This is a genomic window from Helicobacter pylori, from assembly GCF_006440215.1.
GTDB lineage: Bacteria > Campylobacterota > Campylobacteria > Campylobacterales > Helicobacteraceae > Helicobacter > Helicobacter pylori_CS.
This window is the reverse complement of the sequence record NZ_VEZH01000001.1, coordinates 1-24,940: the sequence shown is the minus strand read 5'-3', so window position 1 is coordinate 24,940 and position 24,940 is coordinate 1. Positions and strand designations below refer to the sequence as shown.

The following is a 24,940-nucleotide window of genomic DNA, read 5'->3' as shown; positions in this document are numbered from 1 at the left end:
AAAATTTTGTTAATAGATTTTACCTAATCTAAGAGAGAATATATTTTAATGAAGACAGAGAAACAAAAATTTTTAGAGATGCGTAAAGATGGGGCGAACTCTGTGCTGATTTTAAGAGGAGATTGGGATTTTAAAACGAGCGTGTTTCGTTTAGATGAGTTGAAAAAAAAATTATTAGATCATCAAGGGCCTTTAAAAATGGATTTTTCAGGGTGCCAAAAAATAGATTTTGTTTTTGGCATGTTTTTATTTGATTTAGTCAAGGAGCGTTCTTTAAACATTGAATTGGGTAACGTGAGCGAGAATAACGCATGCGCTTTGAAAGTGGTTAAAGACTGGCTTGAAAAAGAAGACGATTTAGAATCTAAAAAAGCGGGCAAAAAATACGAACTCATGATCACTAAATTAGGTAAGAGTATCGTAGAGACTTATAACACCTTCTTAAACGCATTCAATTTTTGCGGCATGATTTTATTTTACTTCATTAAAAGCGTTTTCAACCCCAAACGCTTTTGCATCACTCCTTTGCTCTATCATATCAATGAATCCGGGTTTAAGGTTTTGCCAGTGAGTATTTTAACGGTGTTTATCGTGGGGTTTGCCGTTGCTTTACAAGGGGCTTTACAATTACAAGACCTGGGCGCACCTTTAATGTCGGTGGAAATGACGGCTAAACTTGCTTTAAGAGAGATCGGTCCCTTTATTTTAACCCTTGTGGTTGCCGGGAGGAGCGCGAGCAGTTTTACCGCGCAAATTGGGGTGATGAAGATCACTGAAGAATTAGACGCGATGAAAACCATGGGCTTTAACCCTTTTGAATTTTTAGTGTTGCCTAGGGTGTTAGCCTTAGTGATTGTTTTGCCTTTATTGGTGTTTATTGCTGATGCGTTCGCCATTCTTGGGGGCATGTTTGCGATTAAATACCAATTGGATTTGGGCTTCCCGAGTTATATAGACAGACTGCATGACACAGTGGGTTGGAATCATTTTTTGGTAGGGATTGTCAAAGCCCCTTTTTGGGGGTTTGCGATTGCGATGGTAGGGTGCATGCGCGGGTTTGAAGTCAAGGGGGATACTGAGAGCATTGGGCGCTTGACCACCATTAGCGTCGTGAACGCTTTGTTTTGGATCATTTTCTTAGACGCTGTTTTTTCCATTATCTTTTCTAAGTTGAATATATGATGAGCGCTGCTAACAATCAAGTCTTAATTGAAGTCAAAGATCTCCATAGTGCTTTTGGGAGCACCATTATTCATAGGGGCGTGAGTTTTAGCGTGCATAAGGGCGAAGTGATGGCGATTTTAGGGGGTTCAGGGAGCGGTAAAAGCACGCTTTTAAGGTGCATGATCTTACTCAATCGCCCTACAAAGGGGGAAGTGTTGCTTTTTGGGGAAGATATATGGAAACTCAAAGAAAGAGAGCAGCAAAAGATTTTTAACCGCTGCGGCATTTGCTTCCAGTTTGGGGCGTTGTATAGCTCTTTAACGGTTTTAGAAAATGTGGGTGTCATGCTAGAGCAATACGGCGCTTATTCTAAAAAAATTGTTGAAGAAATTTCTAAAATGTGGATTGAAAAAGTGGGTTTGCCCCCTAGGGCTTACCACCTTTACCCCTATGAATTGAGTGGGGGGATGAAAAAGCGCGTGGGTATAGCAAGGGCCATGGCGACTAATCCGGAGATCTTATTTTTAGATGAGCCAACAAGCGGGCTAGATCCTTATAGCGCGGGCAAATTTGATGAATTGATTATGACGCTCAAAGAGAGCTTACAGCTTACGGTGGTGATGATTACGCATGATTTAGACTCCGTGCATGATTGCGTGGATCGATTCATCATGCTCAAAGACGGGCTATTGGAGTTTAATGGGGATTTAAAAGATTTTATTAAAAAAGCTCAAACTCAAGGGCTAGATGAAGGCAATTTATTCAATTCAACACGAGGAGAGAAATTTTGGAAAGGCATGTGAATTACACTTTAATCGGCGGGCTCTTCTTTTTATGCTTAGTGTGCATGGTAGGCTTTATTTTATGGCTAGGCCATTTGGGATTAGATGACGGAAAGTATTATGAATATGTGGTCTATACGGACAAAGACTTGGGAGGCATTGCGACCAACTCGCCCATAAATTACAAAGGGATTCAAGTGGGGAATGTCATTAAGGTGGGTTTTGCAAAGGATAGAGTGGGGGTGGTCCGTTTGGATTTGATGATCAAATCCAGCGTTAAGATCCGTAAAGATTCCAAAGTGGCGGTTTCTTCTAGAGGGTTTATGGGGTTAAAATTTTTAGCCTTAGAGCAAAGCCACAATGAAGAATTTTATGGTAGCGGCGATAAAGGGGAGCGGATTTTAATCTTTAAAGAAGGGCTTATGGATCGCTTGAGTGGTGATGCTAATCAAGTGGTGCAAGAAGTGATGAAAGCGATTAGGAATGTGAATAGGATTTTAGACGATGAAAATGTGGAAAAATTCAAGCACATTCTCGCTTCAGTAGATGATCTCATCGCTAACTTGGATTCAAGAAAGACTCAATTTGATTCCTTGATTGGCAACGCTAACAATCTTGTTTCTAATGTCAATAATGTGGTTTTAGATGTGGATAAACGCATCAAACAGGGGCAATACGACTTTAAAGCGATGTTCACTCCCTTAATCATGCAAGCGCAGTTGAGCTTGAGAAACATTGATAATTTTGTGGAAAAAGGCTCTGCTTTGATAGACAAATTTGATGCTAACCCCTATAAAACGATTTTTGGAGAAAGGAAATAATCATGAGAGCTGCGGCGGTAAAAATCTTTTCACTCTCATCAGCATTAGCCCTATTGCTTCAGGGTTGCTTGAGTATCAATTTAAAACAAATGCTACCAGAGATCAGAACTTATGATTTGAATGCGAGTTCTTTTGAAATCATGCAATGCCCTAAACCTTTGATCGAAGTGAGACTCATTAGTATTTTGAGCGCGGATTTATTCAACACTAAAGAGATCGTGTTTAAAGCCAAAGACGGGCAGATCACGCATGGGAAGCACCAAAAATGGATAGACTTGCCTCGCAACATGTTAAAAACCATGTTCATGCAAGAAGCGCAAAAAGCATGCTTAGGCGTGGCTTTGCCCCCTTATGGCGCGGGCGCGCCAACTTATGCGGTCCGTTTTACGATTTTATCGTTTTCTCTTTTAGAAAAAGAAAATTCTACCTATAGAGCGGAATTCGCGCTAGGCTATGATATTAGCGTGAAAGGCGATTCGCATTCTGGAGTGATCATTAAGCATGAAAATATTTCTAGTTTGGAAAATAAAACGACCAAAACGACTAAAAATGGCAATCAAGATTTTCAAGAAAGTGCGATACAATCTCTCCAACATGTAAGCGAACAAGCGATGCAAGAAGCGATTTCTTTGATTAAAAAAGCGGTTGAAGCGCAAAGCGTAAGCCCGTTAAAAAAATAAAACATAAGGAGGAATTGTTTGAATTTACGATTGGCTGGAGCAAGCGTTTTAACGGCTTGTGTCTTTTCTGGGTGTTTTTTTTTAAAGATGTTTGATAAAAAACTTTCTAGCAATGATTGGCATATCCAAAAAGTAGAAATGAACCATCAAGTGTATGACATTGAAACCATGCTCGCTGATAGCGCTTTTAGAGAGCATGAAGAAGAGCAAGATTCCTCTCTAAATACCGCTTTACCTGAAGATAAAGCAGCACTTGAAGCCAAAGAGCAGGAGCAAAAAGAAAAAAGAAAACACTGGTATGAGCTTTTTAAAAAGAAGCCAAAGCCTAAAAGCTCTATGGGAGAGTTTGTGTTTGACCAAAAAGAAAATCGTATTTATGGCAAAGGTTATTGCAACCGGTATTTTGCCAGCTATGTATGGCAGGGCGATAGGCACATTGGAATTGAAGATAGCGGGATTTCAAGAAAAGTGTGTAAAGATGAGCATTTAATGGCGTTTGAATTGGAATTTATGGAGAATTTTAAGGGTAATTTTACGGTAACTAAGGGCAAGGACACGCTCATTTTAGACAACCAAAAAATGAAAATTTATTTGAAAACGCCTTGAATGGGTTTTTGATTTCAAAACAATCTAAAACCGCTAAATTAGGGATTAAAAAGAAATTTTTAAGCGCTTTTTAAGAGATGATCGCTTGCTTTTTGATGGCTTTTTTATTGTTGATCGTAAAAGACGCTTTGAATATTTTTAGATTTAAGCGCCAAAAGCCCCCTAAAAGGGCTTTTTTTAAAATCAAAAAGAGGGTTTAGGGGTTTTGTCTGTTATTACAGGGAGTTCTGGATAGAGTATTTTAGGTTTTTTACCCTTTAAGGCTTCAAAGAAGGTTTCAATTTTTTTCGCTTCTTCATCGCTGATTTCAATGCCTAACTGGATAGAGCCCATTTCTTTAATCGCATCCTTAATATCCCAAAATTGCCCGTTATGGAAATAAGGCATCGTTTCGGTGATATTCCTTAAAGTAGGCACTTTCACAAGCCCGTTTTTATCGCCTTTGAAATCGCCCACATTAGCGAATTTATAAGGTTTGACCACCCCAAAAGGCTGCATCGTTCCCCCAAGATTAATGCCGTTATGGCAAGCCACACAGCCTTTAGAAATGAATAAATCCAGCCCTTCTTTTTCGGCCTTACTGAGCGCTTTAGGATTGCCTCTTAAAAAATCATCATAACGGCTTGGGGTGATAAGCGTGGCTTCAAACATAGCGATACTATCTGCGATCAATTTAAAATCAATTTTGACTTTAGAGCCATAAGCTTTTCTAAAGAGTTTGACATAGCCTGGCATGGAATTGATTTTTTCTACCACCACTTTTGGATCAGCCCCCATTTCAAAAGAAGACTGGATGGGCCCTTGCGCCTGTTCGTTCAAATGCGTAACCCTCCCGTCCCAAAACTGCACATCGTTAAACACAGAGTTATACACCGTTGGGGAGCTTAAAAGGTGGGGGTTTTTCTTCCATTGAGAACCTATAGCGCTTGGGACTAAATCCACCCCGCCTAAGCCCAGATTATGGCATGTGTTGCAAGACACGAGATAGGAAGTGGAAATCCTAGGGTCAAAATAGAGCATTTTGCCTAATTCCACTTGAGCGGAGGTCATGATCTCGCTGTTTTTGGTGCCAATACCCACATCTCTGGTTTTTTTGATCTGGTATTCTTTGAGTGCTTTGCCCATAGGCATAGGCTCTAATTGGCTTTCCCTCGCTTTTTTGATCAATTCTAAATCGTTCAAGGCGTGAACGCAAGAAAAAGCCAAGCAAACGCCCAACAAAATGGATTTTTTCATGATGAACTCCTAAAATAGCATTAAAATAGCATTAAAAATAATAAAAACTTTCTTATTATAACCACCATTTTAAAATAATTTACCACTAAATGAACCGATAAAGAGTTTTTTAAAGAGCGATAGGTATAATGGCATTAAATCCAAATAGGGGTTATACAATGAAAGAGAATAAAGCCTTCACGCATTTGCACTTGCACACAGAATATTCGCTTTTGGACGGAGCGAACAAGATTAAAATTCTAGCCAAACGCATTAAAGAATTGGGCATGAAAAGCGTGAGCGTAACCGATCATGGGAACATGTTTGGAGCGATTGATTTTTATACGAGCATGAAAAAAGAAGGCATTAAGCCTATCATCGGCATGGAAGCGTATATCCATAATGATGACAACCTTTCTAGCAAAGAAACCAAACAACGCTTCCATTTGTGCCTGTTCGCTAAAAACCAAGAGGGCTATGAAAATTTGATGTTCTTAAGCTCTATGGCGTATTTAGAAGGGTTTTATTATTTCCCGCGCATCAATAAAAAACTTCTAAGGGAGCATTCTAAAGGCATTATCGCTTCTAGCGCATGCTTGCAAGGGGAAGTCAATTACCATTTGAATACTAATAATGAGAGAAACCGCAAGTATGGGGCTAAAGGCTATGATGAAGCCAAAAAAATCGCTTGCGAATACCAAGAGATTTTTGAAGACGACTTTTATTTGGAAATCATGCGCCATGGCATTTTAGATCAGCGATTCATTGATGAGCAAGTCATTAAAATGTCTTTAGAAACAGGGTTAAAAATCATTGCTACCAACGACACCCACTACACCATGCCTAATGACGCCAAAGCTCAAGAAGTAGCGATGTGCGTAGCGATGGGTAAAACCCTAAACGATAAGGGGCGTTTGAAACACTCCGTGCATGAGTTTTACATCAAGTCCCCTGAAGAAATGGCAAAGCTCTTTGCAGATATTCCAGAAGCTTTAGAAAACACCCAAGAAATCGCTGATAAATGCGTTTTAGAGATTGATTTAAAAGACGATAAAAAGAACCCCCCAACCCCTCCAAGCTTCAAATTCACTAAAGCTTATGCCCAAAATGAGGGACTGAATTTTGAAGATGACGCTTCTTATTTTGCTTATAAGGCCAGAGAGGGCTTGAAAGAGCGCTTAGTTTTAGTGCCAAAAGAAAAACATGATCAATACAAAGAACGATTAGAAAAAGAAATTGAAGTCATTACGAACATGAAATTCCCGGGGTATATGCTGATTGTGTGGGATTTTATCCGTTACGCTAAAGAAATGGGCATTCCTGTAGGGCCTGGTAGGGGGAGTGCGGCTGGGAGTCTGGTGGCTTTTGCTTTAAAGATCACGGATATTGACCCCTTGAAATACGATTTGCTCTTTGAAAGGTTTTTAAACCCTGAAAGAGTCAGCATGCCTGATATTGATACGGATTTTTGCCAGCGCCGGCGTAAGGAAATCATAGAATACATGATTGAAAAATACGGCAAATACAATGTGGCTCAAGTCATCACCTTTAATAAGATGTTGGCTAAAGGCGTGATCAGAGATGTCGCAAGGGTTTTGGACATGCCTTATAAAGAAGCCGATGATTTTGCCAAACTCATACCCAACCGCTTAGGCATCACGCTTAAGGGCTATGAAAAAAATGGCGAGTTCATAGAGGGGGCGTGGGAATTGGAGCCTAAAATCAAAGAATTAGTAGAGAGTAATGAATTAGCCAAACAAGTGTGGGAGTATTCGCTCAATTTAGAGAATTTGAATCGCAACGCAGGCGTGCATGCCGCAGCCTTAGTGGTGGATAGCCAAAAAGAGTTGTGGCACAAAACCCCTTTATTTGCCTCTGAAAAAACCGGCGGTATCGTTACGCAATATTCCATGAAGTATTTAGAGCCGGTGGATTTGATTAAGTTTGACTTTTTGGGGCTTAAAACCTTGACCGTGATTGATGATGCGCTTAAAATCATTAAAACGCAGCATAAAATTAGCGTGGATTTTTTATCGTTGGATATGGACGATCCGAAAGTGTATAAAACGATCCAAAGCGGGGATACGGTGGGGATATTCCAGATTGAATCCGGGATGTTTCAAGGGCTTAACAAACGCTTGAGGCCTTCAAGCTTTGAAGACATTATCGCCATTATCGCGCTAGGCAGACCGGGGCCCATGGAATCAGGCATGGTAGATGATTTTGTGAACAGAAAGCATGGCATTGAGCCTATCGCTTATGCGTTTAAAGAATTAGAGCCGATTTTAAAGCCCACTTACGGCACGATCGTCTATCAAGAGCAAGTGATGCAAATCGTGCAAACTATTGGCGGTTTTAGTTTGGGTGAAGCGGATCTCATCCGCCGCGCTATGGGGAAAAAAGACGCTCAAATCATGGCGGACAATAAGGCTAAATTCGTAGAAGGCGCTAAAAATTTAGGGCATGATGGCCAAAAAGCGGCTAATTTGTGGGATTTGATCGTTAAATTTGCTGGTTATGGTTTCAACAAATCGCATTCAGCCGCTTATGCGATGATCACTTTCCAAACGGCGTATTTAAAGACTTATTACAAGCATGAGTTCATGGCAGCGATGCTCACTAGCGAATCCAATAAGATTGAATCCGTGGCACGCTATATTGATGAGGTCAGGGCTTTAGAAATTGAAGTGATGCCCCCACACATCAATTCTTCTATGCAAGATTTCAGCGTGGCGGAGTTTAAAAATCAAAAGGGCGAGTTGGAAAAGAAAATCGTGTTTGGTTTAGGAGCGGTTAAAGGGGTTGGGGGTGAGCCGATTAAAAACATCATTGAAGAAAGGGCTAAAGGGGATTATAAGAGTTTGGAAGATTTTATTTCACGGGTGGATTTTTCTAAACTCACTAAAAAATCTTTAGAGCCATTAGTGAAATCAGGGAGCTTGGATAATTTAGGCTACACCCGAAAAACCATGCTCGCTAACTTGGATTTAATCTGTGATGCGGGGCGCGCTAAAGACAAGGCTAATGAAATGATGCAAGGGGGTAACTCCCTTTTTGGAGCCATGGAAGACGGAATTAAAGAGCAGGTTGTTTTGGACATGATTGATTTGGGCGAACATGACGCTAAAACGCTTTTAGAATGCGAATACGAGACTTTAGGAATCCATGTTTCAGGCAATCCCTTAGACGAGTTTAAAGAAGAAATTAAGGGCTTTAAAAATTTAGTCAAAAGCATTGATATTGAAGAGTTAGAAATTGGATCGCAAGCTTATTTGCTGGGTAAAATCATGGAAGTCAAAAAGAAAATTGGCAAACGAAGCGGTAAGCCTTATGGCACAGCGGACATTTTGGATCGATACGGCAAGTTTGAACTCATGCTTTTTGAAAAGCAATTAAACGCCTTAGAAGAGTTGGATATTAATAAGCCTCTAGTGTTTAAATGCAAGATTGAAGAGCAAGAAGAAGTGGCGCGATTAAGGCTTTTTGAAATCTTGGATTTAGAGAGCGCTAGGGAGGTTAAAATCCCTAAAGCCCGCTATAAAGACCCTGAAAAGCAAAAAGAAGAGGTGCGCGAAATCCCCCCCATGGAAATACTCGCTTCCAGCTCTTGCTCTTTAGCGATCGTGTTAGAAAACGATGTGAAAAAAGAGTTTTTAAGACAAATCAAAGAGAGCGCTCTAAAACACCAGGGCAAACGCCCCTTGTATTTGATCATCAAAGATAAGGATAAGCAATTCAAAATCCAAAGCGATCTAATGGTAAATGAAAAGATCAAGGACGATTTTAAAGGGTTAGAGTGGAGGGATTTAGCTTGAGGATCAACCAGTTTTTAGCCCATTACACCAAGCACTCCAGAAGAGAAGCCGAAAAATTGGTTTTAGAGGGGCGGGTGAAAATCAACCACGAGCATGCCAAACTCGCTAGCGTGGTTAAAGAAAACGACAAGGTGTTTTTAGACAAACGACTCATCAAACCTTTAAAAAACAAAAAATTCAGCGTTCTGGTTTATCACAAGCCAAAGGGCGAGTTAGTGAGCAAAAACGATCCCTTAAAACGGCGCGTGATTTATGAAAGCTTGGAGAAAAAATACGCCCATTTTGCGCCTGTGGGGCGTTTGGATTTTGCGAGTGAAGGGGTGTTATTGTTGAGCGACAGTAAGGCAGTGGTGAGCGCTTTAATGCATGCGAATTTAGAAAAAGAGTATCTTGTTAAAATTCAAGGCTTTGTTACAAGAGAGATGGAAAATGCGATGCAAGAGGGCTTGAAATTAGAAAACGCTACTAAGGGAGCGCACCAAAAAACCTCCATTAAAAGCATGGAATTTGCCCCCTTTATTGGTTATGAAATCATCAAAAACCATGCCAAATACTCTAAACTTAGAGTCATTATCAATGAGGGGAAAAACAGAGAATTGAGGCGCTTTTTTGCATTTTTTAACGCTGGAGTGTTGGATTTAAGGCGTGTTCGTTATGGTTTTGTGAATTTGAATGCCTTGCCGGTAGGGAAAATGCGTTTTCTAAACCGCCAAGAATACAATGAGTTGCATGCGTTCATGGCTAATGCGGCTAATGTTAAAGGGGATTAGCTTACGAGTTATGCTATACTTTGGAGTTGGGGGAAATAAAAAAATAAGGATTATCATGTCAGAAATTATTAACGGGAAGAATTACGCAGAGAAAATCGCTCATCAAGCGGTAGTGGTTAATGTTGGGGCGAGCTGGTGTCCAGATTGCAGAAAGATTGAGCCGATTATGGAAAATTTAGCCAAAACTTACAAAGGCAAGGTGGAATTTTTTAAGGTTTCTTTTGATGAGAGCCAGGATCTAAAAGAGAGCTTAGGCATTCGCAAGATCCCCACTTTGATTTTTTACAAAAACGCCAAAGAAGTGGGTGAAAGGCTTGTAGAGCCCGGATCTTCAAAGCCGATTGAAGACGCGATTAAAACGCTTTTATAAAGGGCGTTAAAGAGCCTTGTTGTTAAAAAGAACCCATAGGAATCTTTTTTAGCCCCTTTTTTTCTATAAGGGGGCTAACTTCAAATAGTTTTTATCTTTCTTTATCTCAAAAAATCGTTTTTTATCGTTTTTAAATAAGCATGTTTGTTAAAAAAGTTTCTTTAATTAAGCTAAAAATGAGCGAATTTGTGGTATTAATGCTCGCAGTGTGAAATTTGTAGGGCTAGAACTTGTAAAATGTGAAAAAAAAGACACATAAAATGCTAAAATCCGCAAAAACACTGTGTGTTTATATTAGAAGTTTAAAATTAGGAACGGAAGTATCTGTTTTAAATTTTGAATAGGGAGTTTCTATCACTATGGTATTGAAAACAAAATTAAAAATTATAAGCTCGGTGATTTTGAGTGCTTTATTGTGGGTGGGTTGCTCAAGCGAAATGGCAACTTATCAAAATGTGAATGATGCCACTAAAAATACGACTGCAAGTATTAACAGCACGGATTTATTGCTAACCGCTAACGCGATGTTAGATTCCATGTTTAGCGACCCTAATTTTGAGCAACTCAAGGGCAAGCATTTGATTGAAGTTTCAGATGTGATTAACGACACCACGCAACCCAATTTGGACATGAATCTTTTGACGACTGAAATCGCGCGGCAGTTGCGGTTGCGATCTAATGGGAGGTTCAATATCACAAGGGCGAGTGGAGGGAGTGGCATTGCAGCGGATAGCAGAATGGTGAAACAGCGCGAAAAAGAACGAGAGAGCGAAGAGTATAATCAAGACACCACTGTAGAAAAAGGCACTTTAAAAGCCGCTGATTTATCTTTAAGTGGTAAAGTATCTAGTATCGCAGCCTCTATTAGTAGTTCTAGGCAACGATTAGACTATGACTTCACCTTAAGCCTTACCAATAGGAAAACGGGTGAAGAGGTATGGAGCGATGTTAAGCCTATTGTGAAGAACGCTAGCAATAAGCGTATGTTTTAAATTTATATTTGAAAGGATGAGCGATGAAAAATCAAGTTAAAAAAATTTTAGGAATGAGTGTGGTAGCAGCGATGGTGATCGTAGGTTGTAGCCATGCCCCAAAATCAGGTATCAGTAAAAGCAATAAGGCATACAAAGAAGCGACTAAAGGTGCTCCTGATTGGGTTGTAGGGGATTTAGAAAAAGTGGCGAAGTATGAAAAATATTCAGGGGTCTTTTTAGGAAGGGCTGAAGATTTGATCACTAATAACGATGTGGATTATTCTACTAACCAGGCTACAGCGAAAGCTAGGGCTAATTTAGCAGCGAATTTAAAATCCACTTTACAAAAAGATTTGGAAAATGAAAAAACTAGAACGGTAGACGCTTCTGGTAAAAGGTCCATAAGCGGCACTGATACTGAAAAAATTTCCCAATTAGTGGATAAGGAATTGATCGCTTCTAAAATGCTTGCCCGCTATGTCGGTAAAGACAGGGTTTTTGTTTTAGTGGGCTTGGATAAGCAAATTGTGGATAAAGTACGCGAAGAGTTAGGCATGGTTAAAAAGTAGGGTTTTAATGAAACGCCTTGCTATCGCGCTTGCTTTGGTGTTGGGAGTGGCGTGGGGGAAGTCCTTGCCTAAGTGGGCAAGAGATTGCTCAAAAGAAGTGCAAATTGAAAAGACCCAAACCAAAGATGAAAAAATTTTAGTGTGTGGGATGAGCGATATATTGCTTTCAGATATGGATTATAGCTTGTCCTCAGCCAGACAAAACGCCTTAGAGAAAGTGATGGAAGCTTTCAAGGGGGATAAAATAGAGATTAAGGCTAGTGAGCTAAAGGCCACTTTTATTGATACGGATAAAGTTTATGTGCTTCTAAGAATCACTAAGAAGCATGTCGCTTTAACGAATGAGTAAGGATTAATAATGAAAAAGATTATTCTTGCATGCCTTATGGCTTTTGTGGGTGCCAATTTAAGCGCAGAGCCTAAGTGGTATAGCAAGACCTACAACAAAACAAACACCCAAAAAGGCTATCTTTATGGGAGTGGTTCAGCCACTTCTAAAGAGGCTTCTAAGCAAAAAGCGTTAGCGGATTTAGTGGCGTCTATTAGCGTGGTGGTTAATTCCCAAATCCACATTCAAAAAAGTCGTGTGGATAATAAGTTAAAATCCAGCGATTCACAAACGATCAACTTAAAAACCGATGACTTGGAATTGAACAATGTAGAAATTGTCAATCAAGAAGCGCAAAAAGGGATCTACTACACCAGAGTAAGGATTAATCAAAACTTGTTTTTGCAGGGTTTAAGGGATAAGTATAACGCTCTTTATGGGCAGTTTTCCACCTTAATGCCTAAGGTTTGCAAAGGGGTTTTTTTACAGCAATCCAAGAGCATGGGGGATTTATTGGCTAAAGCGATGCCTATAGAAAGGATTTTAAAAGCGTATTCTGTCCCGGTGGGTTCGTTAGAAAATTATGAAAAAATCTATTATCAAAACGCTTTCAAACCTAAAGTGCAAATCACTTTTGATAACAACAGCGATGCGGAGATTAAAAACGCTCTCAAAAGTGCTTATGCCAGAGTGCTAACCCCTAGCGATGAAGAAAAACTCTATCAAATCAAAAATGAAGTTTTCACAGACAGTGCTAATGGCACCACACGCATTAGAGTGGTTGTTAGCGCGAGCGATTGTCAAGGCACGCCCGTATTGAATAGAAGCCTTGAAGTGGATGAAAAGAATAAGAATTTTGCTATCACGCGCTTGCAATCTTTGCTTTATAAAGAATTGAAAGATTATGCCAATAAAGAAGGACAGGGCAATACGGGGCTATAAGCAGGATATTAATCTTGCTTGCACTTTTTTATTCATTCAGTTTTGTAACCGTCATTATTTTGTTTAGCGTGGCGTTTTCGCACCCATTAAAATAAACCCTCTAAAGGTTTGTGGCTTTTGTTCTCGCCAAATAAACTAAAACATTATTCAACACTCTTTATTCCACAAACTCACTTAAAACCACACCTGCTAAAAACTAAAATTAACAAAAAACTAAAATCTTTTTAAAACCACCCAAGCAGAAATCCCAAACATCTTTGTAGTATAATGCCCCCATACATTTGTATCTAGCGTAGGAAGTGCACAAAGTTACGCCTTTATAGATATGATGTGTGAGACCTGTAGGGAATGCGTTGGAGATCAAACTCTGTAAAATCCCTATGATTAGGGACACAGAGTGAGAACCAAACTCTCCCCCAACATCAGCTTAGGAAGCCCAATCGCTTTAGCGTTTGGGCGCTTCACGAGCCTATACAAGCGAGATTGTTTGAAAAAACCAAGTGACTTTGGGCTTTCAAATCCCTCTAAGCTAGGGTCTGTCTTTTTGTCCCACAAACTACAAACTTTTTTAAAAGCTAACGCAATTTTAAACCAAACAAACGCCTAAAAAGGGGCGTTTGAATACGAAAGGAGAGCAAAAACATGAGACAAAATAATAAGACAAAAAAAGCTTCAACGAGCTTAAAGAAGTCACGCAAGCGATACGAGAACAAAAACAGCGATCCATAACGCTCACGCGCAAAACAGAACTGAAACCGCTTACAAGAGAGCCTAAAAAGAGCGTTTTTAGAGCCAAAGTTAAAGAATTTTAACCCCTAAAACACCCACCCATAATTAAAAAACACTTTAAAATGGCTGCCCCCTTCATTGAGGGTGATAGAATTGGTGGTTGCGCCATCGCTAGAAACGACCCTAGATTTCAACTGGACTAAAGGAACGCTAATGCCCACAGAATATTTAGAATGCTTGTAGCGGTAATTCAACCCACCGGTCACATTTAAATTACCGCTCCCTTTGTATTGGTTCAACAAATAATAGCTGTTGTATAAGCCTCTTAACCCCCCAAACACCCCAAGAGAGGAAGTGAAAACTTTCTTGGTTAGAATGTTTTTAGGGTTCTTTTCGTTGGTGTAATTGGTGATAAAATCAAACAACACATCCATTCCCACGCCATAGCTTAATTGTTGGATCTTTTCGTTATTGGCTTGAGCGTAGTTGTATTTGATGATGCCATAAGAAGACAGCCCTAGATAATCGTTAAAATATTTTTGATAGCCCATTTTAAGATTAACGCCTAATAGGGGGGCTCCAAAGGGCCGTGAGGTTTTTGAAGTGCGATAGGTAGTGGCGCTAGATCTAGTAGATGAAAGGCTTTGACTGATCGCGCTAAGCATAGTGGTCGCAAAATCTTGCGTGTTCAAACTAGCGTTTAAATAGTTGGTTTGGCTGCTCAAATTAGTGTAATCCACCGGTAGGGCGTTTTGATCAATGAGTTGCTGCCAAACCGCGCTGGTAACGCCTATAACCCCAGCGGGGACTTGAGAGCAATCAGTATAGATAGAGTTAGGATAGCTGCCCGCTGTATAGGGCTTATCTTTAAAACGAGAACACACATCATAGGTAGAGCCATCGGTATCTCGCACTTCGTGCCCGTTGTCAAACACTTGCACTTCTTTCCCATCCACTTGCTCTATTTTCCCGCCCTTACAGCGCTCTTCTGGCCCACTGCCTTCTTCACACATGCGCACCCTCTGATAAGTCATGTTCCCATTATGCGTATAGCCTAAAGTATGCCCATATTCATGGATAATGTCTCTTAATTGCATGATGGCGACTTTATTCAAATCTTTGCCAAACAGTATTTCAGGATCTAAGAAAGGAGACAATATCCCTAAAGCGCCATAATTGACGCCATCATCGCCTGGGCCATTCGGGCCACCATATTGAGACCCTAACCCTAAATCCCCTCCTCTTGTGGGCAAGAGATTCACATAAATATTATTAGCGACTCTATAGCTATAGATGACATCTTGTGGCGTTAATATCACTGAGCCTGTTTGCCCATTTTCTATATTGTATTCATCTCCAGCATTTTTAGCGATCAATTTAGGATCCACAAGCCCATCGTTGTAAGGATTCACGCAAGTGAGGTAATCAGAATAACATGGCGCTGACAGGTTGTTATCGCTAAACTGGAAAGGAGCGTTTTTAACGGCATCTTCCCAAGATTTAGAATCAAACACCGCCATCATGTTCAGCATTAAATTGGTCAAATTTTTAGCGTCTTGAGAGGTGAAAGCCGGCACTTTAGCCACGCAATTTTCTTGATTTTCGTATGGAGGGCATGGGGGTTTAGAACCACTGCCGTTACCGCTAGAAAATTGGTTGTAATTGATATAGGTCATTTGAAGATTGGTTGTAACCTTACTGAGCTTATCAAACAGATTCTGCGTGCTGGCATCAGAAAATCGTGTGGTGGTGGTTTGGAGTTGTTGGAAGCCATCAGCGTTAAGTTGCGGATCGTTAAACAAGCTTGCGGGCAGAATGATTTGAGATTGTTTAGGGATAGTTTCTATCACGCCCAAACTGACTACATTGCCTTGATCGTCTGTATAGCTAAGCTCAATATTGTTTAAATTATAAGGCAAGAAGTTTTGTATCATAATCAAGCTGTTATTGCCATAGCCCGCTTCCTCAGCGCTTTCTTGGTTGTAAGCGGTTACATACACAGGGGTTAAAGAATAAAAGGTTAAGTTGGTGATATTGTCCTGTGCAAATAACTCAGTCGCATTCTTTAAAATGGTGCTTTGGGAGATGTAGTATTTCCCATAGGTGCTTTGAGGGGTAATGGGTTTTGGTTTGGGTTTTGGTTTGGGTTTGGGTTTTTCTTGAGTGGTGGCTATGGTTTGTTCTTGGGTTTGTGTGCCTTGCAATAGCCCGGTTTCAAACCCGGCTTCTATAAAAAAGCCATCTTTTTGGTGTTTTTGAAAGGCTTCTACAGCGGTGAATGATCCGATTAGGGACAAACAAATCGTTTTGCTAGCGAGTTTTAGCATGAAATCTCCTTAATTGTCTTTTTTAACATTTTTACTCAAAAGCAGTTGATAGTATGTATATATTTTAAACTAGCTCATTTTACCCCTTTTTGAAAAATGGCAGTATGGTTTTTTGTAAATATGGGTATTAAACGGCACTAATGGGTAAAAAGTCTTAAAAAGTAGCACTAAAAAGGGGTTTTTAATCCATGCTTTAAGCGGTTTCATTTGCCTAAGCAAAATTCACTGAACATGCTATCAAGCATTTGGCTGGTTTCATAAGGGCGGGTGAGCAAGTTCAAGTTTTCTATCGCGCTTAAAATATGATAAGAAAAAAGCTCCAAAGTGTCTAAATGGCTTTTAGCGTTTTGCAATTCAATAATGGTGTTTTCTAGGGCGGTTGTTTGGGCTAGGGAAGTGAGTAAGAGCTTGTTTTGAGTGTCTAGTTTGGGGAAAAACTCACTGATTTTTTGGCTCAAATCTTTCAAACAAGCCTTGGAATTTAGGGTGTTGGTCTCTAGTAAAGCATAAGGGATTTTAAGATGGGATTTTAAGATTTCAAGCTCTAATTTGGGGGCTAGATCGTTTTTATTCAAAACAACAATGCAAGGCTTTTTAGCACGATTAAGGGCGTCAATGATAGTAAAATCTTCTTTTTCTAGGGGTTTAGAAAGATCAAACACGCTTAAAACGATGTCGCAATTTTCTAAACTTTTAAGGCTTTTTTCAATCCCTAATCGTTCTATTTTATCCGCACTCTCTCTAATGCCGGCCGTATCAATTAAGCGCACCTTATGCCCTTGCAATTCAATGACTTCTTCTATGGTGTCTCTTGTTGTGCCTTTAATATCGCTCACTAAAGCCCTTTCTTCTAAAAGCATGGCGTTTAATAAAGAGCTTTTGCCAGCATTGGGTTTGCCAACAATGCTTAAGGCATGCCCTTTGTTTTTTTGTTTTTGCATGTTAGAAAAATCCAGTAAGTCTTTAAAAGAGGCGATTTGTTTTTCTAAATTTTGAGACACTCCATTTAAAAAATCGCTAGGAATGTCTTCTTCGCTATAGTCAATCAAAACTTCTGAGCTGGCTAAAAGCTTTAAAAGATCGTTCCTGGCCTCTTCAATAAAAATTTTTAACTCGCCCTTAAGCTGCCTGGCTAAAGCGTTTAAAACGCTTTCATCTTCACAAAGGATGAGCTGAACGCTCGCTTCAATCTCGCTCAAATCCATTTTATGGTTTAAAAAGGCTTTTTTACTAAATTCCCCCGCTTTAGCAAGCCTAGCCCCTAAATTCAAACAAGCTTGTAAGATATTTTGCGCTAAAAGGGGGTTTCCATGGCATTGGATTTCGCACACATCTTCGCCGGTGAAACTATAGGGGGCTTTGAAATAAATCACTAACGCTTTGTCTAATAAAACACCATTAGAAAAAATATCGCGCACATAAGCGTATCTGGGGGTGAAGTCTTGTTTTTGGGTGAGTTGTTTGAGGATGTTTAGGGCGTTATGGCCGCTGATTTTAATGATGCTAATCGCTCCCTTGCCTAAAGGGGTAGCGATAGCGGCGATGGTGTCATTCATTGTTAAAGTCGTTGATGACGATGTATTTTTCATCGTTTAAGTTGGTTTTGATGGAAACATATTTGTTAGGGAACGCTTTCCGTAATTTCTTTAAAGCGATATAGGTTAAAACGCCATCAGGGGCTTTCATCTGCCCCTTACCCACTTCATGAACGGTCATGATCGTGCTTTGGAGTTGCGCTTCCATAACCTTTTCTTGGTTTTGTAAAAAAGTGGAGATTTCTAAGCGGATATTATAGCCATAAGCAGGGTGGATCCAGTTAAAAAGCAAGTAAGAAAGGGCTTTGTAACGATAACCTTTCTCGCCAATTAAAAGAGCGGAGTCTTCGCCATCAATATCAATCAATAAAACCCCCGGTTCATAAAGACTCACTTCCACTTTGTTGATTTTATAAGGCAAATGGGAGAACAAGTCTTTCAATTCTTGTTTGATCTCATGGAGTTTGTCTCCATTATGAGATTCTTCTTTAAGGTTTTTTTTAGGGGGTTTAGGGGTAATGATTTCTTCTTGCGGTGTTTTTGTTTCTGAGTTTTGTTTTTTTTCTTCTGCACTTTGATGGATTTCTTTCGTGTTGGTTTCTTTAACGCTCTCGTCTTTAATCTCTTTAACGCTTTCTTTAACGCCAGCTAAGATAATGGCTTCTTTTTTACCAATGCTTAAAAACCCTTTAGAGGGTGTTTGAATGACTTCGTATTGCAAATTAATAATGGGGCAATTCAAGGCGATAGAAGCTTGAATGAGGGCTTCTTCTAAGGTTTTGGCTTTGATTTCAATAAAATTTTGCATCAACTTTCCTTTTTGTTTTGCGCATGCATGCGTTTTTTATTCTCTAAAACTTTATTAATGATGAGTTGTTGCAACACCGAAAGGATGTTGTTCGTGGTCCAATACAAGACTAACCCTGCAGGGAAAGTGATTAAAAAGATCGTGAATAATAGGGGTAAGAGTTTAAAAATCTTCGCTTGCATGGGATCGGTCATGGTGTTTGGCGTAACGCTTTGGTGCCAATACATAGACGCTCCCATAAGAAGCGGTAAAATAAAATACGGATCCATGATGGATAAATCATGAATCCATAAGATCCACTCTGAGCTTTTCAATTCCACCGCGTTATAAAGCACTCTATAGATCGCAAAAAACACCGGGATTTGTAAGATTAAGGGCAGACAACCCCCTAGCGGGTTGGCCCCATGTTTTTTGTAAAGTTGCATCATGTGGGCTTGCAACTTTTGGGGTTCGCCCTTGTATTTTTCTTGGAGTTCTTTCATTTTAGGGGCTATTTCTTTGAGCTTTTGCATGCTCACCATGCCTTTATAGCTTAAGGGGTAGAGGATTAGGCGCACGATAATCGTTAAAAGAATGATAGCCCAACCCCAATTGCCCACAAATTGATACAAATAATCCAGTAAAACAAACACGCCTTTCGCAAAGAAAGTGATCAAGCCATACTCTATCACATCAGTGAGCATGGGTGAAATCGCTTTCAAAGAGCGGTAATCTTTAGGGCCAATATAGCCATGCAAATCCGCTTCATTTTTAAGGGAAATGAAGCCTAAGGGGTTTTTAGTGCCGATTTCTGAATCGATTAAGGCTTCAAAACCTTGAGGATCTTTAGTGAAAAGCAAGGTGGTGAAATACCTATCCACGCTGGATAAAAAGAGGGTGTTAGAAAAGCGTTTGATTTCTTTAGCGTCTTTATCCTCAATTTTTTCAATTTTTTTGTCGTTGTTTTCTAAAAGCACGCCTGAAAAGGTGTAGCTGTCCAAATCAGCCACCGGCCTGTAACCATTGGTGATCACATAGCTAGGGATAAGGTTATTGGGCGATTTGAATGCGATTTTTAAATCATAATGCAAATCATCATAGAAAGTCAGGGTTTTAATGATAGTAAGAGCGCCTAAATCTTGGGTTAAAACGAGCTGTTCATTAGGTCCAAGAGTGGTTTTTGAAGTGCTATAAGGGGTGTTGAACGCTTTGTTGTTGAGCGTGGGGTCTAAAAAACGCACTTCTAAAGGCTTGAGTTTATCGGCTGCTAAAAGGGGGAGTTCTTTTAGGGGGGTTTGCGGGTTAGCTTTGGGGTTAAAAAGATGGCCCACATGCTCTAAAAAGCCCTTTTGTTTGGGGGTTAGATATTTTTTATCCTTGAGATAAACCTGTTTGATACGCCCTAAAGAATCAATTTCAATTCTGGCATGCTCAAAAGAAATGGCGCTTAGCAAATTCTCTTGGGGGATTGTTTGGGTAACACTAAAATTTTGGGCGTTGGGCGCGTTAGGACTTGTTGCTGTATGGTTGTTGGTTGTTTCTTGCTTTGTGGTTTGGGTTGTTGTTTTGTTTGGTTTTTGGAAAAAATAGCTATAAAGAGCGATAAACAAGAAAGACAGAGCGATCGCTAAAATCAAGCGGAGATTATTATTGTTGTTTCTATCCATTGTGATTAAACCTTAATGATGTAGTAAGTTGTGCGGCTTTTTGCAGTAGGAACGAGCCAAAAAGTGATGGTTTTAAAATTGCGGTTAAAATCTTTATGAGATTGAATCAGGCTTGGGCGTTTCAAGCGAGTAGTAGGGTAAGCAATGCCCCCAGAGCAAAAAGGGTTGCATGAGAGTATCCTTATAGCGATTTTACCCATAGCGCTCAAAGGGTTTTCAAAACAGAGCAACCACAGAGCGTAGTTGGAGCAAGTGGGGTAAAACCGGCAGCTTGAAAAGGTGAAAGCCGAAAAAAAGCGTTGGTAACCCCTAATTGATGCCGTAAAAATCGTGCTCAAAAAAGGCGTTTTATTGTTTCGCATAGGTATGAGTCATTCCTTTTTTCAAGTCTTTTAAGGCTTTGTTCATATAGTTTTTAATGGAAGTTAGCATTTCTAAAAAATGTTTTTCTAAAGCCCAAAAATCTAAATAGTAACAATCGCTTCTAGGCACAAATACCAAAGCAAGCCCTTGACAAAGCGTAGCATGCTTTAAGGTGAGCGAACGAAAACGGCGTTTGATAAGGTTTCGTTTCACGGCGTTGCCGACTTTTTTGGACACGCTTAAACCTAATAAATAAAGTGCTTTTTTGTCTTTAAGCCTACAAGAGAGCGGATCTTTAAAGTCCTCTTTTTCTTTTGGTGGCTCTTTTGATAAATCCAAAACAAAGAGCGAAAAAAAAGGGTTATGTTTTTTGAAGCCCTTTTGATAAACCCTATCAAACTCGCTCTTGTTTTTTAAAGAGTCATAGGGTTTAGACGGAAAGCTTTTTTCTGCCCTTAGCTCGTCTGGCATTAATCACCTTGCGCCCGTTTTTGGTTTTCATCCTCACAAGAAAGCCATGGGTTCGCTTTCTTGGTGTGTTGTGTGGTTGGTAAGTGCGTTTCATTTAAAACTCCCTTGATAAAAATTAAACATAAGTACAGATTTTAGCTAAAGAATGCTAAAAATTGACTAAAACTAATTTTTTTGATTCTTTTTATCTTCAACAAGAATGTAAAGCTGCTTTAAATTGTTCGTTTGCAACAAATCCACTACTTTGATAAAGTTATCCAAATTGCTTTTCTTATCACCTTGCAAGACAATAGGGGTGTCTTTAGCCAAAGTGGAAACCTTGTGTTTTAAATTTTCAAAGCTGATTTCTTTATCGTCTAAATAGAAAGAGCCTTTATTGGAAATGGCGATCGTAACTTGTTTTTTGTCCAACACATCTTTAGAATCAGTGCTGTCTTTATCCACTTGGGGAATGCTAATAGGGAGCTTTGAAGTTTGCACAAAAGACGCCGTTGTAAGCACGATCACCAACAACACAAGCATGATGTCAATAAAAGGCACCACATTCATGGATTCTACTTTTTTCACCGCTTAATCCTTAGGCTTTGTTATAAATCTCATGGGATTGCGTGTCAACTGGGTGGTGGAAAATATCCCATTTAGTGACTAAAATCTCGCTTTTTCTCACGAGCAAGTTATAAATCACAATCGCAGGGATCGCTACCAATAGCCCCATGCCAGTCGCTTTTAAAGCAAGGGCCAAATTAGTCATGATCGCTTTAGTGTCAATGCCAGAAGCGGAGCCTAAATCCATAAAAGTGAGCATGATCCCCATAACCGTTCCTAAAAGACCGATATAAGGGGCGTTTGAGCCAATCGTGGCCACTAAAGTCAGTCGTTTGTGTAAGGCTAATTCCAATTTACGCCTGTCTGTGTAGTCATCTACACGAAGAGTGGCAAAAAACCACAACCTTTCTATTGCGATCGCTATAACGATGACTGATAAAAAGATCAAAAACCCTATAATCCCATAATCTACTATTTCTTTCATTATTATCCTTTAAAGTGGTGTTTTAAATCAGCAAGAATTTCTTTATTAAGCACTTTTTCTTTGAGACTTTGTCTTTTATCGTGCAATTTTTTTCCTTTCACTAAAGCAATTTGGATTTTAGCTTTATTTCTTTGGTTAAAATACAATTTCAATCCTACGATACTCAAGCGTTCTTTAGACGCTTCAATTTGCCATTTCAATAATTGCTTTTTGTGTAAAAGCAACTTACGCTCTCGCCTTTCATTGGGCTTGTAATACGCATGGATTGTATCTAAATATGATATATGAACACCAAATAAAAAAGCTTCTCCTTTGATTATTTTAACAAAATTATCTTTTAAATTCACTCTAGTTTGCCTCAAAGCCTTCACTTCAGAGCCTAAAAGTGCTAATCCTGCTTCTAAAGTTTCCAAAATTTCATAGTCAAAATAGGCTTTTTTATTGCTGGCAATGAGTTTCATTCGCCCCCTTTTTGCATAGGCTTTAGCCTAAAAAACGCGCTCCCGCTCCCGCTAAAAAACCACTCCTTGCCTAATTCGCTTTCTATACTTCTTAAAGCTTGGTTAGTGAGTAGGGCTGGTTTTAAAAGATCGTTTAATCCGTTTCTGTCGCAAGTTTTTAGGCATTCCAAACTCGGCTTTTTAAGCCATTCTTTAGCTTGAGAAAAACAAGTTTCAGGTTTATAAGCTTGATAAACGGCTTTGGTGCTGCAAAAAACATGATTTGGCGCATAGATTTCTAGGCGGTTTTCTAAAGGCTCTTCTTCAAAATTTTCAACGACTTCGCCATAAGAAGTAGCGTTGGCGCTTTTGTATTGCGAGATGAAAAAATTGGTGTCCGCGCCCACTAAAGATCCCATGCTATAAAGCTCTTCTAAACTCAAACGCCAGTCAAAAATGTGATTTAGATGATACAATAACCCCCCAGCATCAGCGCTCCCACCGCCTAACCCGGCTTGAGTGGGGATGTTTTTTTCCACTTCAATCGCTAGGGTGTCTAGGGATTTGATGACAGAATGAGAGAAATTTTTTGATTTTAAAAAATTTTTTAAAATTTGGAGGGCTTTAAAGAGCGAGTTTTCTTCTAAAGGGCAATCAAAATCCCCTTTTAGTGAAAAGGAAAGCGCACTTTTGACGCTGATAATATCCTTTAGCTTATCTTTGACCAAACACATGCGAGAAATGAGCTTATGGTAAGCCCCTTCTTTGTGGAGGATTTTTAAAAAAATATTGACTTTAGGATAAACTTCAAAAGCATGCATCAAGGCTTAATGACCTTTTTGATGTTCTCTAACAAGCTTTCATCTACGGATGCAGAAGCTTTTTGGTTTTCGTTCACAATGGCCTCTTTGAGTTCAGTGCGCAAAATAAGGGTGCTTTCAGGTGCTTCAAACCCTAAACGCACACTCCCTCTATCTATAGAAATGACTTTAATGTGGATGTTATCATCAATGACAATCCCCTCATTAACTTTGCGGCTGAGTATGAGCATGTCTAATCTCTTGTTCCTTATAGAGAAGAGCTAAACACAACGCTCTCTATAATATCGCCTTGCTTGATTTTATCCAAGACATTAAGACCTTCTGCGTTGGTGATTTTACCAAACACGGTGTGTTCGCCATCTAAATGGGGCAAATCCACAAAACACAAGAAAAACTGACTCCCTCCCGTGTCTCTCCCGGCATGCGCCATAGAGATAGAGCCTCTTTTGTGCTTGTTGGGGTTATGGGCCACTTCGCATTTAATGCGGTGTCCTGGCCCGCCTGTGCCTGTGCCATAAGGGCAACCTCCTTGAGCCACAAAGCCGGCGATCACACGATGGAAATTAAGCCCATCATAAAAACCCTCTTTAGCTAAAGCTACAAAGTTACTCACCGCTTGGGGCGCGTCTTTGTAAAAAAGCTCTAGAGCGATATTGCCTTTATTGGTTTTGATTGTGGCGTAAGCGGTTTTTGCAAGCTCTTCTTCTTTAATTTCATAAGTTTTAATTGGATCCATCATAAACCTTTGCGATAAGCTTTTGTCATTCAAATGATCTATTATAGCAACAAATTAAAACAAATGGTATTTTAGCCGATAGTGCTGTAGGATACCTTTGAAATTTAAGCGGTAAGTTGGATAATGGTGTGTTGGCATAAAAGATTAGCGGTTGGTTGTTGCATCGTTTTATTTTCATGCATGATGAACGCTAATAACATTCAAATCGTTAGAGACGATCCGCCCCTTGATCCAACGCTCCCTGCATGGGTTTATTCTGTTGCGTTATTGAAAGTGTATTTTAGCGATGGGACTTATAAAGAAGGCTATGCGACTTTGCTCAAAAACGGGCGTTATATCGCTTCTTCTGAAACGCTTTATTCTAACGGCTTATACCCTAAAACGATTTTAGCCAAAATGCAAGACAGCAGTGCTAAAGAGCTGATTTGTATAGCCAGCTTGCGCCTTGAAGCGATGGATAGGAATCAAGGGCTTTCGCTTTTAAAAACCGCCGATTTTAGAGACGATTATTGCCATAAAAGAGAAGAGAGCTATTATCATGCAAGGATTTATGCCAAATACGCTCAAACTTTTCATTCAAATCCCTATACCAATCAAAAAGCACCCAATTCTGATCTCTACTACCCAGCGTTAAATGAGGGGAATTCTTTTTCTATACAGATAACGGGCATTTCTGTGGCTGAACTTTTGAAATCTAAAAAGTTTCTTTCGCTTGATAGTTCTTTTAAAAAGGGGAGCGTGTTGTGGGGAGGGAGGCCTTATTTTAGCGAAGTGGGGGAGTTTATGGGAATGGCTAGCAGCACTTTAGAAAACCAAGAAAGTCTGGTGATTATCCCTAAAGAAAAGATCGTGCAATTTTTAAACGCTCTAAAAAATCAAAATATTTTCCCAAACATTCCCTAATTTAAGCAAACCTTAAGCTTTCTATGACTATACTTTCATTTCCTTGTTTCAGCAAGGGCTTTAAAAAGCCGCTTGATACCTTACAAGGATAGCTG

At 39.7% G+C, this 24,940-nt stretch carries 27 protein-coding genes; 13 read left to right on the top strand and 14 right to left on the bottom strand.

All coding sequences use genetic code 11. The features are described 5' to 3' along the window. Positions 1 to 48: 48 nt before the first annotated feature. From FIM44_RS00135 to FIM44_RS00115, 5 genes are read left to right on the top strand one after another with little or no spacing between them, the layout of a single operon-like run. Positions 49 to 1,182 carry an ABC transporter permease gene (locus tag FIM44_RS00135; RefSeq protein ID WP_140578429.1) on the top strand — a complete coding sequence of 378 codons (1,134 nt, stop codon included), beginning with the start codon at positions 49 to 51 and terminating at the stop codon, positions 1,180 to 1,182. Next, positions 1,182 to 1,967: an ABC transporter ATP-binding protein gene (locus FIM44_RS00130; RefSeq protein WP_001271378.1), complete on the top strand. Its 786-nt coding sequence runs from the start codon at positions 1,182 to 1,184 to the stop codon at positions 1,965 to 1,967. The genes FIM44_RS00135 and FIM44_RS00130 overlap by 1 nt, the downstream gene beginning before the upstream one ends. Then, positions 1,952 to 2,767, top strand: a complete 816-nt coding sequence (locus tag FIM44_RS00125) for an MlaD family protein (RefSeq protein ID WP_140578427.1) — start codon at positions 1,952 to 1,954, stop codon at positions 2,765 to 2,767. The genes FIM44_RS00130 and FIM44_RS00125 overlap by 16 nt, the downstream gene beginning before the upstream one ends. A gap of 2 nt (positions 2,768 to 2,769) precedes the next feature. Further along, positions 2,770 to 3,447, top strand: coding sequence for a hypothetical protein (locus FIM44_RS00120; protein ID WP_140578426.1), 678 nt, complete (start codon positions 2,770 to 2,772; stop codon positions 3,445 to 3,447). A gap of 18 nt (positions 3,448 to 3,465) precedes the next feature. Then, on the top strand, positions 3,466 to 4,053 hold the full coding sequence (locus FIM44_RS00115; RefSeq protein WP_001053512.1) for an META domain-containing protein: 588 nt from the start codon (positions 3,466 to 3,468) through the stop codon (positions 4,051 to 4,053). 183 nt (positions 4,054 to 4,236) lie between these two features. Here the strand turns inward: FIM44_RS00115 and FIM44_RS00110 are convergent, their stop codons facing one another. After that, positions 4,237 to 5,289, bottom strand: a complete 1,053-nt coding sequence (locus FIM44_RS00110; RefSeq protein WP_140578424.1) for a cytochrome-c peroxidase — start codon at positions 5,287 to 5,289, stop codon at positions 4,237 to 4,239. A 158-nt stretch (positions 5,290 to 5,447) separates the two neighbouring features. On the opposite strand from FIM44_RS00110, the gene dnaE reads away from it, so the two are divergent. From dnaE to FIM44_RS00075, 7 genes are all read left to right on the top strand, one after another. Then, positions 5,448 to 9,083: a DNA polymerase III subunit alpha gene (gene dnaE / locus FIM44_RS00105; protein ID WP_140578422.1), complete on the top strand. Its 3,636-nt coding sequence runs from the start codon at positions 5,448 to 5,450 to the stop codon at positions 9,081 to 9,083. After that, entirely contained in the window at positions 9,065 to 9,853 is a 789-nt protein-coding gene (locus FIM44_RS00100; RefSeq protein WP_140578420.1) for a pseudouridine synthase, read from the top strand. Before dnaE ends, FIM44_RS00100 begins: the two co-directional genes overlap by 19 nt. A gap of 55 nt (positions 9,854 to 9,908) precedes the next feature. Continuing rightward, complete coding sequence (locus tag FIM44_RS00095; protein WP_128034243.1) at positions 9,909 to 10,223, top strand: thioredoxin family protein; 315 nt, start codon at positions 9,909 to 9,911, stop codon at positions 10,221 to 10,223. Positions 10,224 to 10,582: 359 nt separating this feature from the next. Continuing rightward, a complete protein-coding gene (gene lpoB, locus FIM44_RS00090; protein WP_000243392.1) occupies positions 10,583 to 11,215 on the top strand; it encodes a penicillin-binding protein activator LpoB in 633 nt (210 codons plus the stop codon). Between the two features lie 23 nt (positions 11,216 to 11,238). Next, the gene (locus FIM44_RS00085; RefSeq protein ID WP_000795978.1) at positions 11,239 to 11,766 is read left to right on the top strand and encodes an LPP20 family lipoprotein; all 528 of its coding nucleotides are present in this window, start codon (positions 11,239 to 11,241) and stop codon (positions 11,764 to 11,766) included. A 7-nt stretch (positions 11,767 to 11,773) separates the two neighbouring features. After that, a complete protein-coding gene (locus tag FIM44_RS00080) occupies positions 11,774 to 12,115 on the top strand; it encodes a hypothetical protein (RefSeq protein WP_140578418.1) in 342 nt (113 codons plus the stop codon). Positions 12,116 to 12,124: 9 nt separating this feature from the next. Next, the gene (locus FIM44_RS00075) at positions 12,125 to 13,036 is read left to right on the top strand and encodes an LPP20 family lipoprotein (RefSeq protein WP_140578417.1); all 912 of its coding nucleotides are present in this window, start codon (positions 12,125 to 12,127) and stop codon (positions 13,034 to 13,036) included. An 815-nt stretch (positions 13,037 to 13,851) separates the two neighbouring features. Here the strand turns inward: FIM44_RS00075 and FIM44_RS00070 are convergent. The 13 genes from FIM44_RS00070 to FIM44_RS00010 all read right to left on the bottom strand — a co-directional run bounded on the left by FIM44_RS00070 (position 13,852) and on the right by FIM44_RS00010 (position 23,942). After that, positions 13,852 to 16,092, bottom strand: a complete 2,241-nt coding sequence (locus FIM44_RS00070; protein WP_140578415.1) for an outer membrane beta-barrel protein — start codon at positions 16,090 to 16,092, stop codon at positions 13,852 to 13,854. A gap of 203 nt (positions 16,093 to 16,295) precedes the next feature. Further along, the gene (gene mnmE, locus FIM44_RS00065; RefSeq protein ID WP_194148662.1) at positions 16,296 to 17,648 is read right to left on the bottom strand and encodes a tRNA uridine-5-carboxymethylaminomethyl(34) synthesis GTPase MnmE; all 1,353 of its coding nucleotides are present in this window, start codon (positions 17,646 to 17,648) and stop codon (positions 16,296 to 16,298) included. Then, positions 17,641 to 18,435: a Jag N-terminal domain-containing protein gene (locus tag FIM44_RS00060; RefSeq protein ID WP_140578411.1), complete on the bottom strand. Its 795-nt coding sequence runs from the start codon at positions 18,433 to 18,435 to the stop codon at positions 17,641 to 17,643. The genes mnmE and FIM44_RS00060 overlap by 8 nt, the downstream gene beginning before the upstream one ends. After that, positions 18,435 to 20,081: a membrane protein insertase YidC gene (gene yidC, locus FIM44_RS00055; protein WP_140578409.1), complete on the bottom strand. Its 1,647-nt coding sequence runs from the start codon at positions 20,079 to 20,081 to the stop codon at positions 18,435 to 18,437. Before yidC ends, FIM44_RS00060 begins: the two co-directional genes overlap by 1 nt. Positions 20,082 to 20,086: 5 nt before the next feature. Beyond that, positions 20,087 to 20,443 (bottom strand): membrane protein insertion efficiency factor YidD, encoded by a 357-nt coding sequence (gene yidD, locus FIM44_RS00050; protein ID WP_140578408.1) that lies wholly within the window; start codon positions 20,441 to 20,443, stop codon positions 20,087 to 20,089. Next, a complete protein-coding gene (rnpA, locus tag FIM44_RS00045) occupies positions 20,430 to 20,915 on the bottom strand; it encodes a ribonuclease P protein component (protein WP_140578406.1) in 486 nt (161 codons plus the stop codon). The genes yidD and rnpA overlap by 14 nt, the downstream gene beginning before the upstream one ends. Then, entirely contained in the window at positions 20,875 to 21,009 is a 135-nt protein-coding gene (gene rpmH, locus FIM44_RS00040) for a 50S ribosomal protein L34 (protein WP_001847286.1), read from the bottom strand. The genes rnpA and rpmH overlap by 41 nt, the downstream gene beginning before the upstream one ends. Before the next feature lie 71 nt (positions 21,010 to 21,080). Then, positions 21,081 to 21,482 (bottom strand): ExbD/TolR family protein, encoded by a 402-nt coding sequence (locus FIM44_RS00035; protein ID WP_024114310.1) that lies wholly within the window; start codon positions 21,480 to 21,482, stop codon positions 21,081 to 21,083. A gap of 10 nt (positions 21,483 to 21,492) precedes the next feature. Further along, positions 21,493 to 21,945: a TonB-system energizer ExbB gene (exbB, locus tag FIM44_RS00030; protein ID WP_000659259.1), complete on the bottom strand. Its 453-nt coding sequence runs from the start codon at positions 21,943 to 21,945 to the stop codon at positions 21,493 to 21,495. Between the two features lie 2 nt (positions 21,946 to 21,947). After that, complete coding sequence (smpB, locus tag FIM44_RS00025) at positions 21,948 to 22,406, bottom strand: SsrA-binding protein (RefSeq protein WP_050852008.1); 459 nt, start codon at positions 22,404 to 22,406, stop codon at positions 21,948 to 21,950. Beyond that, positions 22,403 to 23,206 carry a 4-(cytidine 5'-diphospho)-2-C-methyl-D-erythritol kinase gene (locus FIM44_RS00020; protein ID WP_194148661.1) on the bottom strand — a complete coding sequence of 268 codons (804 nt, stop codon included), beginning with the start codon at positions 23,204 to 23,206 and terminating at the stop codon, positions 22,403 to 22,405. The genes smpB and FIM44_RS00020 overlap by 4 nt, the downstream gene beginning before the upstream one ends. Further along, the gene (locus tag FIM44_RS00015) at positions 23,206 to 23,436 is read right to left on the bottom strand and encodes a carbon storage regulator (protein ID WP_140578402.1); all 231 of its coding nucleotides are present in this window, start codon (positions 23,434 to 23,436) and stop codon (positions 23,206 to 23,208) included. The genes FIM44_RS00020 and FIM44_RS00015 overlap by 1 nt, the downstream gene beginning before the upstream one ends. A 17-nt stretch (positions 23,437 to 23,453) precedes the next feature. Further along, positions 23,454 to 23,942: a peptidylprolyl isomerase gene (locus FIM44_RS00010; protein ID WP_194148660.1), complete on the bottom strand. Its 489-nt coding sequence runs from the start codon at positions 23,940 to 23,942 to the stop codon at positions 23,454 to 23,456. Positions 23,943 to 24,065: 123 nt separating this feature from the next. Between FIM44_RS00010 and FIM44_RS00005 the strand changes: the two genes are divergently transcribed. Then, positions 24,066 to 24,845, top strand: a complete 780-nt coding sequence (locus FIM44_RS00005; RefSeq protein ID WP_140578400.1) for a hypothetical protein — start codon at positions 24,066 to 24,068, stop codon at positions 24,843 to 24,845. Positions 24,846 to 24,940 lie beyond the last annotated feature (95 nt).